This window comes from Galbitalea sp. SE-J8 (assembly GCF_030345695.1).
In the GTDB taxonomy this organism is placed as follows: domain Bacteria; phylum Actinomycetota; class Actinomycetes; order Actinomycetales; family Microbacteriaceae; genus JAUASV01.
On record NZ_JAUASV010000002.1, the window covers coordinates 297894 to 307827 of the forward strand.

At 72.2% G+C, this 9934-nt stretch carries 9 protein-coding genes; 7 read left to right on the forward strand and 2 right to left on the reverse strand.

Annotated features, from left to right (window positions below):
- Positions 1-33 precede the first annotated feature (33 nt).
- On the forward strand, positions 34-204 hold the full coding sequence (locus tag QT381_RS02980) for a methionine aminopeptidase (protein WP_289247232.1): 171 nt from the start codon (positions 34-36) through the stop codon (positions 202-204).
- Positions 205-288: 84 nt separating this feature from the next.
- Here the strand turns inward: QT381_RS02980 and panB are convergent, their stop codons facing one another.
- Positions 289-1107, reverse strand: coding sequence for a 3-methyl-2-oxobutanoate hydroxymethyltransferase (gene panB / locus QT381_RS02985; RefSeq protein WP_289247233.1), 819 nt, complete (start codon positions 1105-1107; stop codon positions 289-291).
- A 42-nt stretch (positions 1108-1149) separates the two neighbouring features.
- Here panB and QT381_RS02990 point away from each other — a divergent pair, with 42 nt between their 5' ends.
- Positions 1150-2349 carry an MFS transporter gene (locus QT381_RS02990; RefSeq protein ID WP_289247234.1) on the forward strand — a complete coding sequence of 400 codons (1200 nt, stop codon included), beginning with the start codon at positions 1150-1152 and terminating at the stop codon, positions 2347-2349.
- Here QT381_RS02990 and QT381_RS02995 read toward each other — a convergent pair.
- Positions 2331-4061 carry an NAD+ synthase gene (locus tag QT381_RS02995; protein ID WP_289247235.1) on the reverse strand — a complete coding sequence of 577 codons (1731 nt, stop codon included), beginning with the start codon at positions 4059-4061 and terminating at the stop codon, positions 2331-2333. The two genes, QT381_RS02990 and QT381_RS02995, sit on opposite strands and share 19 nt — an antisense overlap.
- A gap of 57 nt (positions 4062-4118) precedes the next feature.
- Between QT381_RS02995 and glnA the strand changes: the two genes are divergently transcribed.
- The 5 genes from glnA to QT381_RS03020 all read left to right on the forward strand — a co-directional run bounded on the left by glnA (position 4119) and on the right by QT381_RS03020 (position 9775).
- Entirely contained in the window at positions 4119-5456 is a 1338-nt protein-coding gene (glnA, locus tag QT381_RS03000; RefSeq protein ID WP_289247236.1) for a type I glutamate--ammonia ligase, read from the forward strand.
- A gap of 15 nt (positions 5457-5471) precedes the next feature.
- A complete protein-coding gene (locus QT381_RS03005) occupies positions 5472-8378 on the forward strand; it encodes a bifunctional [glutamine synthetase] adenylyltransferase/[glutamine synthetase]-adenylyl-L-tyrosine phosphorylase (RefSeq protein WP_289247238.1) in 2907 nt (968 codons plus the stop codon).
- On the forward strand, positions 8375-8770 hold the full coding sequence (locus QT381_RS03010) for a PNPOx family protein (protein ID WP_289247239.1): 396 nt from the start codon (positions 8375-8377) through the stop codon (positions 8768-8770). The genes QT381_RS03005 and QT381_RS03010 overlap by 4 nt, the downstream gene beginning before the upstream one ends.
- Before the next feature lie 121 nt (positions 8771-8891).
- Positions 8892-9116, forward strand: coding sequence for a helix-turn-helix transcriptional regulator (locus QT381_RS03015; protein ID WP_289247240.1), 225 nt, complete (start codon positions 8892-8894; stop codon positions 9114-9116).
- A gap of 122 nt (positions 9117-9238) precedes the next feature.
- Positions 9239-9775 carry a tyrosine-type recombinase/integrase gene (locus QT381_RS03020; RefSeq protein WP_289247241.1) on the forward strand — a complete coding sequence of 179 codons (537 nt, stop codon included), beginning with the start codon at positions 9239-9241 and terminating at the stop codon, positions 9773-9775.
- Positions 9776-9934: the final 159 nt, after the last annotated feature.

Sequence of the window (9934 nt, forward strand, 5' to 3'; positions counted from 1 at the left end):
ACGATCGATCGTAGTTCTAACCCGGAGGTGTCCATGGCCGAGTACTGGTACAACCACAAGACCGGCGAGGTCGAGGAGGGCCCGCAGTCGCTCGGGTCGGACCGCGACGGGCCGTTCGCGACGCGCGAGGAGGCGGCCCGGGCGCCGCAGATCGCTCAGGAGCGCGCCCGCGCGTGGGCCGAGGAGGATGCCGCCGACCGCTGAGCGGTCGAGCGCTGGCGTGAGGTCGAGCGGGAGCGAGCGCAGCCCGCGCGCCGCCCGGCGTGGCTAGCGGTGCGCCGCCGCCGCTCAGCCCTCGTACTCGTGCTCGGGGGCCGGGTAGGCGCCCGAGGTGACCTCGCCGATGTAGGCGGTCGCCGCATCCGTCAGCGTCTGCGCGAGCTGCGCGTACTGCTTGACGAACTTCGGCACGCGCCCCGTCGCAAGTCCCGCCCAGTCGGTCCAGACCACGAGCTGGCCGTCGACGTGGGGGCCAGCGCCGACGCCGATGGTCGGGATGCGGAGCTCACGCGTGACGCGGCCCGCGATCTCCGAGGGCACCATCTCGAGCACGACGGCGAACGCGCCGGCGTCCTCGACGGCGTGGGCGTCGCGCAGCAGCCGATCGGCGCCCGCGCCGCGGCCCTGAATGACGTGGCCGCCGAGCTGGTGCTCGCTCTGCGGGGTGAAGCCGATGTGCGCCATGACCGGGATGCCGGCGTCGACGATGCGCCGGATCTGCTCGGCGCTGCGCTCGCCGCCCTCGAGCTTGACCGCCTGCGCGTGCGTCTCCTTCATGAACCGGAACGCGGTGTGCAGCGCCTCGTCCGGGCTCGTCTCGTAGGAGCCGAACGGCATGTCGGCGACCACGAGGGCGCGCGAGGCGGCGGATGCCACGGCCCGCGCGTGCGGGATGAGATCGTCCGTCGTCACGGGCAGCGTCGTGTCGTAGCCGAGCACGGTCGTGCCGAGCGAGTCGCCGACGAGCAGGAAGTCGATGCCCGCGCGATCGAAGATGGTCGCGGTCAGCGCGTCGTAGCTCGTGAGGCCGGTGATCGCGATCCCGTTCTCCTTCGCCCGCTGGAAGTGACGGGTGCGGACGCGCTTGAGCGGGGCTGCCTCGGCCATGCCGCGAGTCTATGCCGCCCGCGTACCGGCAGGATGGGACGGATGCTGCGCTCCTACCTCGATGTGCTGCGCGTACCGCGCGTGCTCCGCGTGTTCCTGCCGGCGCAGCTCGCCAAGCTGTCGTTCTGCATGATCACGCTCGCGATCCTGCTCGCCGTGCACGGCGCCACGGGGTCGTTCGCGGCCGCGGGACTCGCCACGGGGGCGTTCGGCGTGGCGAACGTCGTCGTCGCTCCGGCGCGGGCGCGATTCATCGACCGTCGGGGTCAGCGCGTCGCCCTCACGACGATCTCGGGAGCGTTCGCCGCGGCATCCGTCGGCCTCGCGATCGTCACGTGGCTGCCGGACCCCCCGGTCACGGTGATCGCGGGGATCGCTGTGCTCCTCGGGGTGAGCTGCCCGCCGGTCGGGGCGGCGATGCGCGTGCTCTGGGGCGACCTGGTGCGCGACCCGATCGTTCTGCGGCGCGCCTACAGCCTCGACACCGTGCTCGAGGAGCTGCTGTTCACCGCCGGGCCGCTCGTCGTCTCCGGGGTCGTGGCACTCAGCGCACCACCGGCCGGGCTCGTCGCGACGGGTTGCGCAGCGCTCATCGGCACCGTGCTCATGACGCGCGCCCCCGCGTCACGGGCGCGCGCGGCCGTGCTCGAGCCCGCACCGCCGCACGACTCGCCGCTGCGCCAGCACGGCTTCGTGCCGACGCTCGTCGCCCTGCTCGGCGGTGGGCTCGTGATCGGCGCGGTCGAGGTCGCGGTGCCCGCAGCGGCAGCGGATGCGCCCCCGCTCGTCGTCGGCGTCCTGTTCGCGATGATGCCGGTCGGCAGCGGCCTCGGCGGCCTCGCGTACGGCGCGATCGGTTGGCGTTCGCGCGCGGCGACGCGGCTCGTGCTCGCGTCGGCGGGCCTCGCGGCGGCGTGCGGTCTGCTCGTCGCGGCGCCGGGCCTCGTCGTGCTCGGCGCGATGCTCGTGGGCGTGGGACTCTTCATCGCGCCGAGCATGATCACGGGTTACACGCTCGTGGACGAGCTCACTCCTCCGTCGACCCGCACCGAGGCGTTCGCGTGGGTCGGCACGGCGACGAACCTCGGCGCCGCCGCGGCATCGGCCGTCGGCGGGTGGCTCGTGGACCACGTGAGCGTGCCCGCCTCGTTCGGGTTCGGCGCCGTCACGGCCGCGGTGTGCATCCTCGTCGCCACCCCGTTCCTGCGGCGCGCGCGGCCGCGTCAGGCGCTCGGGCGGTAGGTGATCGGCAGGCGGCGGTCGCGGCCGAACGCCATGCCCGAGATCTTCGGGCCGATCGCGCCCTGCCGACGCTTCCACTCGGAGCGGTCGATGAGCGTCGTGATGCGGTCGACGGTCTCGGCGTCGTAGCCGAGCGCCACGATGTCGCGCGCGCCGAGCCTCAGCGTCACGTACTTCTCGACGATGTCGTCGAGCAGCTCGTAGGGCGGCAGGGTGTCCTGGTCGACCTGCCCGGGACGCAGCTCCGCGCTCGGCGGCTTCTCGATCGACGCGACCGGGATCGGCGGGGTCTCCCCGCGTGACTCCGCGAGAGCGTTGCGCCAGCGCGCGAGCTCCCAGACGAGCGTCTTCGGCACGTCCTTGATGGGGGCGAACCCGCCCGCCGCGTCGCCGTAGATCGTCGAGTAGCCGACCGCGGTCTCGGTCTTGTTGCCGTTCGTGAGGGCGAGGTGGCCGTGCGTGTTCGACGCGGCCATCCAGACCAGACCGCGGATGCGCGCCTGCACGTTCTCCGCCGCGACGCCCTCGAGCCCGAGCTGGGCCTCGATCGGCGCGACGAGGTCGGCGATCGGCTGCACCTCGAAGTGGATGCCGAGCCGCCCGGCGAGGTCGGCGGCGTCGTCCTTCGACCCGTCCGAGCTGTAGCGCGACGGCAGCGAGATGCCGTACACCCGGTGCGGTCCGATCGCGTCGGCCGCGAGCGTCGCGCCGACGCTCGAGTCGATGCCGCCGGAGAGCCCGAGTACGACCGAGGGGAACCGGTTCTTCTCGACGTAGTCGCGCAGCCCGAGCACGAGCGCGTTCCAGAGCTGCTCGCGGTCGTCGGGCAGCACCGCGACATCCGTCGGCAGGGCGGGCCGGGCGCGCTCCGGCGCGTCGAGCGCGATGCGGCGCACGCTGTCGATCTCGACCGGTTCGGTGGCGGCCGCGAGCTCCAGGTCGGTGACGAGCAGGTGCTCGCGGAACTGCGGCGCACGGGCCAGGATCGCGCCCGAGCCGTCGACGACGACGCTGTCGCCGTCGAAGACGAGGTCGTCCTGGCCGCCGACGATGTTGACGTACGCGACCGTCGTGTCGGTCTCGGTCGCGCGCCGGGTGACGAGCGGCAGGCGCACGTCGTCCTTGTCGCGCTCGAACGGCGACGCGTTGATCACGACGAGGAGGCCCGCGTCCGCGTCGAGCACGCGCGCCACCGGACCGCCGTCGCGCCAGAGGTCCTCGCACACGATGACCGCGACATCGACGTCGCGCACCCGCACCACGAGCAGCTCGTCGCCCGGGATGAAGACGCGGTACTCGTCGAACACGGAGTAGTTCGGCAGGTGGTGCTTGTAGTAGGTGGCCTTCACGTGCCCGTGCTGGAGCACGCTCGCGGCGTTGCGGGCGATCGCCGTCGGGGCGTTCGACGAGCCCAGCAGGCGCGGCTCGAACGGGCCGTCGGGGTGCCCGACGACGACGGGCAGGTCGCCGAGTCCCTCGTCCTGCAGGCGTTTCGCGAGCGCGCGCACCTCGTCGTTGCAGGCCCGAAGGAAGCTCGGCCGCGAGGCCAGGTCCTCGATCGGGTACCCGGAGATCGCGCACTCGCCGACCGCGAGCAGATCGGCGCCCGCGGCCGCCGCGTCCGCCGCCGCCCGGAGGATTCCCGACGAGTTCCCGGAGAGGTCTCCGAGTACCGGATTGGTCTGCGCGAGTGCCAGGCGGAGACGGGGCATGACGGTAGTTTATGGAGGGGGCGCCCGGCCCTCCCGCTCACCGACAGACGAGGAACAATGGACAAGCAGCGCGACTTCGTTCTCCGCACCATCGAGGAGCGCGGCATCAAGTTCGTGCGCCTCTGGTTCACGGATGTCGTGGGCACGCTGAAGAGCGTCGCGATCGCCCCCGCGGAGGTCGAGGGCGCCTTCGCGGAGGGGCTCGGATTCGACGGCAGCGCCATCGAGGGCTTCACGCGCGCGTACGAGGCGGACATGCTCGCGCATCCGGATCCGACGACGTTCCAGATCCTGCCGTGGCGCGGCGAGGTCGACCCGACCGCGCGCATGTTCTGCGACATCACGACTCCCGACGGCCAGGCCGCCGTCTCCGACCCGCGCAACGTGCTCAAGCGCACGCTGGCGAAGGCCGCCGAGCGCGGCTTCACGTTCTACACGCATCCGGAGATCGAGTTCTACCTGCTCAAGTCGGCGGAGCTCGTCGGCGGCGAGCCGGTGCCTGTCGACACGGCCGGCTTCTTCGACAACGTGCCGGGCGGCACGGCGCACGACTTCCGGCGCCGCACCGTGCAGATGCTCGAGGACCTCGGCATCTCGGTCGAGTTCAGCCACCACGAGGCCGGTCCCGGCCAGAACGAGATCGACCTGCGCTACGCCGACGCGCTCGCGACGGCGGACAACATCATGACCTTCCGCACGGTCATCAAGGAGGTCGCGATCGAGCAGGGCGTCTACGCGACGTTCATGCCGAAGCCGATCTCCGGGCAGCCGGGCTCGGGCATGCACACCCACATGTCGCTCTTCGAGGGCGACACGAACGCGTTCTTCGACGCCTCGGGGCACTACCAGCTCTCGACGATCGGCCGCCAGTTCGTCGCCGGCCTGCTCACGCACGCGCCGGAGATCACCGCCGTCACGAACCAGTTCGTCAACTCGTACAAGCGGCTGTGGGGCGGCGACGAGGCGCCGAGCTTCATCACCTGGGGGCACAACAACCGCTCGGCGCTCGTGCGCGTGCCGCTCTACAAGCCCGGCAAGGGCCAGAGCGCGCGCGTGGAGTACCGCGCCATCGACTCCGCCGCGAACCCGTACCTCGCGTACTCGCTGCTGCTCGCCGCGGGGCTGAAGGGCATCGAGAACGGCTACGAGCTGCCCGCGGAGGCGGACGGCAACGTGTGGGAGCTGACGGATGCGGAGCGCCGCGCGCTCGGCTACGACCAGCTGCCGGCGAGCCTCGACCACGCGGTGTCGCTCATGGAGGACTCGGAGCTCGTCGCCGAGACGCTCGGCGAGCAGGTCTTCGAGTACGTGCTGCTCAACAAGCGCGACGAGTGGCGCCAGTACCGCGCGCAGGTCACCCCGTACGAGCTGGAGACGAACCTCCGGGCGCTCTGACGTCCCGCCCGTGCCATGACGCGCACCCAGACCTCGCTCACCGAGCTCGCTCGGCTGGGCTTCACCGACCTCGGCGCGGCGCAGGACAGCATCGACGGCTTCTCCGCCCTGCTCCCGCTGTTCGCACGGGCGGCGGATGCCGATCAGGCGCTCGACGTGCTGCTGCGGCTGCGCGAGCGCGCGCCCGACGCCCTCGCCCCGGTGCTCGGCGACGACGAGGGCGCGCCACGCCTCATCCGTCTGCTCGGGGCGTCGGCGGGGCTCGGCGAGTTCCTGCTGCGACGACCCGCCGAGCTCGCGGCGTTCCGGGGACCGACGACGGCGCCGCCGCTGCTCGAGGGCTACCGCGACGACCTGCTCGCCGCGGTAGCGGGACTCACGGATGAGGCGGCCCGCGTCGCGCTCCGCTCCCGCTACCGCCGGCACCTGGCCCTGCTCGCGGACTGGGACCTCGCGCAGGCGGATCCGATCGCCGCAGTGTCGCGCGTCGGCGAGGCGCTCGCCGACCTCGCGGCCGCCGCGCTCGAGGCGTCGCTCGATGTGGCGCGCCGGCAGGTGGCGTTCGCGGCGTCGGATGTCGCGGCGACGCGGCTCGCGATCATCGGCATGGGCAAGACCGGTGGCCGCGAGCTGAACTACCGCAGTGACGTCGACGTGATCTTCGTGAGCGGTGCGGACTCGGACGTCGACCCGGCGCGTGCGCTCGAGATCGCGACGCGTCTGGCGATGCTCACGATGCGCGGGATCGACGAGCTCGGCTCGGAGCCCGCACTGTGGGAGGTCGACGCGAACCTGCGCCCCGAGGGCAAGGACGGCGCGCTCGTGCGCACCCTCGAGTCGCACGTCGCGTACTACGAGCGCTGGGCGAGGAACTGGGAGTTCCAGGCGCTGCTCAAGGCGCGCCCGATCGCCGGCGACGCCGTCCTCGGCCGGGCCTACGCCGAGGCGATCGGGCCGCTGGTGTGGACGAGCGCCTCGCGCGACGGCTTCGTCGAGTCGGTGCAGCGGATGCGGGAGCGCGTCACGGAGAACATCCCGGCCGAGCAGCTCGACGTGCAGCTCAAGCTCGGCCCGGGCGGGCTGCGCGACGTCGAGTTCACCATCCAGCTGCTGCAGCTCGTGCACGGTCACGCCGATCCCGGCGTGCGGCAGGGCGGCACGCTGCCCGCGCTCGGCGCGCTCGCCGACGCGGGCTACATCGGCCGCGTGGAGGCGGCGGAGTTCGCACGCGACTACCGGTTCCTGCGCCTGCTCGAGCACCGCATCCAGCTGCGCGCCCTGAGCCGCACGCACCTCATGCCGACGGATCCCGACGACGTGCGCGTGCTCGCCCGCGCCACCGGCGTCGCGTCGAGCGGCCACGACCTGATCGAGCGGTGGCAGCGCGCGAAGACGAGCGTGCGCCGCCTGCACGAGCAGCTGTTCTACCGGCCGCTGCTGTCCGCTGTGGCGGCGCTGCCGGACGACGGGCTCGCGCTCACGAGCGCGCAGGCCCAGGCGCGCCTCGCGGCGATCGGCTTCATCGATCCGGCGGGAGCGCTGCGGCACATCGCCGCGCTCACGAGCGGGGTGTCGCGCCGGGCCGCGATCCAGCGCACGCTGCTGCCCGTCATCCTGCAGTGGCTCGCCGACGGCGCCGACCCGGATCACGGGCTGCTCGCGTTCCGCCGGCTCTCCGACGACCTCGGCGAGACGTACTGGTTCCTGCGCATGCTGCGCGACTCGTCCGGCGCTGCGGAGCGGCTCACGCACGTGCTGTCCGGCTCGCGGTTCGTCGGCGACCTGTTCGAGCTCATCCCGGATGCCGCGGCCTGGCTCGGGAACGACGACGAGCTGCGTCCCCGGCCGCTCGACTCGCTGCTCGAGGAGACGCGCGCGACCGTCGCCCGTCACCTCGACGACACGGATGCCGCTGCCGCCGCCCTGCGCACGGCGCGCCGCCGCGAGGTGCTGCGGCTCGCCCTCGCCGCGATCCTCGGCACGCTCGGCATCGACGAGCTGGGTCGCGCGCTGGCCGACGTGACGACGGCGGTGCTCACCGGCGCGCTGTCGCTCGTGCACCGCTGGGGCGACGGCATCGAGTTCGGCGTCGTCGCGATGGGCCGGTACGGGGGCGCGGAGCTGGGCTTCGGCTCGGACGCCGACGTCATGTACGTCTACCGGCTCGCGGGCGCCGAGCCGCAGGACGGCCAGCGCACGGCCGAGCACATCGTGCACGAGCTCGCCCGGCTCACCGACGACGTGCGCCTGCCGCTCGACCTCGACATCGGACTGCGTCCGGAGGGGCGCAACGGCGTCGTCGTGCGCACGCTCGACTCGTACCGGGCGTACTACGCGCGCTGGTCGCTCACCTGGGAGGCGCAGGCGCTGCTGCGCGCACGTCCGGTGGTGGGCGACACTGCGCTGCTCGGGGCGTTCGGCGCGCTCGCCGACGAGGTGCGCTACCCGGCGGCGATCGCCGAGGCGGACACCCGCGAGATCCGCCGCATCAAGGCCCGCGTCGAGGCCGAGCGCCTGCCGCAGGCGGCCGACCCGGCGCGGCACCTCAAGCTCGGGCGCGGCTCGCTCTCCGACGTGGAGTGGTTCGTGCAGCTGCTGCAGCTGCAGCACGCCGCGAGCATCCCGGCGCTGCGCACGACGTCGACGCTGCACGCGCTCGCGGTCGCCGCACGCGAGGGCCTCGTCGCACCCTACGACGCCGCTCGGCTGCGGGACGCCTGGGTGCTTGCGTCGCGGGCGCGCTCAGCGCTCACGCTGTGGACCTCGAAGACCGCCGACGTGCTGCCGACCGACCGGATGCAGCTCGAGGGGGTCGCCCGGCTGCTCGAGTACCCGCCGCGCAGCGCGACCCGGTTCGAGCAGGACTACCTGCGCACGACGCGCCAGGCCCGGCAGGTCTTCGAGCGGGAGTTCTACGGATGACGCGCGGCGGCATCCTGCGGCGGGGCTGGCTCGCGCTCATCAAGCGCACGCTCAACCACGCGACCCTGGCATCCGCCCGCCGCGGTCGCGGCCGGTTCTCGATCGTGCGCCACGTCGGCCGCCGCTCCGGACGGGAGTTCGAGACCCCGATCATCGTCGCGCCGGTCGCCGACGGCTTCGTCGCCGAGCTCACGTACGGTCCCGGGGTGAACTGGTACCGCAACATCGTCGCCGCCGGGCGGTGCGAGGTGGTGTTCCACGGCGAGGACATCGCGATCGACCGCATCGAGCGGATGCCGACGGATGCCGGACGCGCCGCCTTCCCGCCGCTCGAGCGTCGCGTGCTGGCGCTCCTGCGCCGCGACCAGTTCATCCACCTGCACCGGTCGTGAGACGCGCGACGGGGCCGCCGCCCGAAGGCGAGAAGTAGAGCTCGGCTTGAGGATCTGAGAACCGGAGGGTGTTCCGCAGGCTCCCTGGGGGTCTGCGGGTGGTGCCGCCTACCTCATTGGTATGAGCGACGACCGTCCGCGCCTGTGGACCCCGCAGGAGCTTGCCGACTACACCGGCATCCCGATCAGGACGCTCGCTGACTGGCGGACTGAGCGCGCGCGGAGCCGAGGTCTCGGGTTGCCGTTCGTCGCGCTGTCGTCCCACAACGTCCGCTACCGCGATGAGGATGTCGAGGCGTTCATCTCGGGTCGGGTCGTGGCGCCGATGGATAGGACGGGCGACTGATGGGGCGTCCGCGGTATCCGGTCGGCCGACGGCCCAACTGCAAGCTGCTCGCCGACTACATCCTCATCACGCTCGGCACCTCCGAGAGGACCGCGTAGCCGGTTGCGATCCGGTTCCAGGACGTGCGGTTCGAGGCGGTGGAGCAGCCGGGTGGAAGCCTCACGATGGAGGCGCTCGTCTGGGTGGGCGGGACGATGGTCCGCACGAGGTCCCGCGGCCTGTTCGGCCAGGACTCGCCCAAGGCGGAGCGGCAGAAGCGTTGGGTTCGCGTTCCGAAGTTCGCGACGAAGGTACTGAGCGAACTCGTGGCGAGCCACGTTCCCGATACGGAACGCAATCCTGACGACGTACTGTTCACGACCGAGCGCGGCCACCCGCGCGACCCCAGCGCGGTGGGTGAACTGATGCGGATGTTCCGCCGCGAGTTCGAGCCGGAACTGCTGGCTATCGGGGTCGACGCCGAGCATCTCACCTTCCGCAGCCTCCGTAAGGCCGTCGCCGCGGCGGTTTCGGACACGGCTGGCGTCGAGGTCGCGCGCGACCTGCTCGGGCACAGCAGCACCGACATCACGGAAGGGCACTACGCGAAGCGTCCCGACCTCATCGTCGAGGTCGCGGCCGACGCGCTCGACGAGGCGTTCGCGGGCATCGACGCATGAACCACCACGGAGGGCAACTGGCTCAGGGTTCGAGGAGAGTAGTGCCCCTTAACGTGGTGTAGTTCGCGGTGGCCGGTCTCGTCGTAGACGTGGGCGCGGTCACCGTGTAGTCCCTTCGAGGAATCTCCTACAACCCACTCGAAAGGCATCTTCACGATG

Excerpts from the sequence above, each read along its gene's own strand:
- QT381_RS02980 (WP_289247232.1), top strand. The coding sequence starts at position 34 with ATGGCCGAGTACTGGTACAACCACAAGACCGGCGAGGTCGAGGAGGGC.
- panB (WP_289247233.1), bottom strand. The coding sequence starts at position 1,107 with ATGGCCGAGGCAGCCCCGCTCAAGCGCGTCCGCACCCGTCACTTCCAG.
- QT381_RS02990 (WP_289247234.1), top strand. The coding sequence starts at position 1,150 with ATGCTGCGCTCCTACCTCGATGTGCTGCGCGTACCGCGCGTGCTCCGC.
- QT381_RS02995 (WP_289247235.1), bottom strand. The coding sequence starts at position 4,061 with ATGCCCCGTCTCCGCCTGGCACTCGCGCAGACCAATCCGGTACTCGGA.
- glnA (WP_289247236.1), top strand. The coding sequence starts at position 4,119 with ATGGACAAGCAGCGCGACTTCGTTCTCCGCACCATCGAGGAGCGCGGC.
- QT381_RS03005 (WP_289247238.1), top strand. The coding sequence starts at position 5,472 with ATGACGCGCACCCAGACCTCGCTCACCGAGCTCGCTCGGCTGGGCTTC.
- QT381_RS03010 (WP_289247239.1), top strand. The coding sequence starts at position 8,375 with ATGACGCGCGGCGGCATCCTGCGGCGGGGCTGGCTCGCGCTCATCAAG.
- QT381_RS03015 (WP_289247240.1), top strand. The coding sequence starts at position 8,892 with ATGAGCGACGACCGTCCGCGCCTGTGGACCCCGCAGGAGCTTGCCGAC.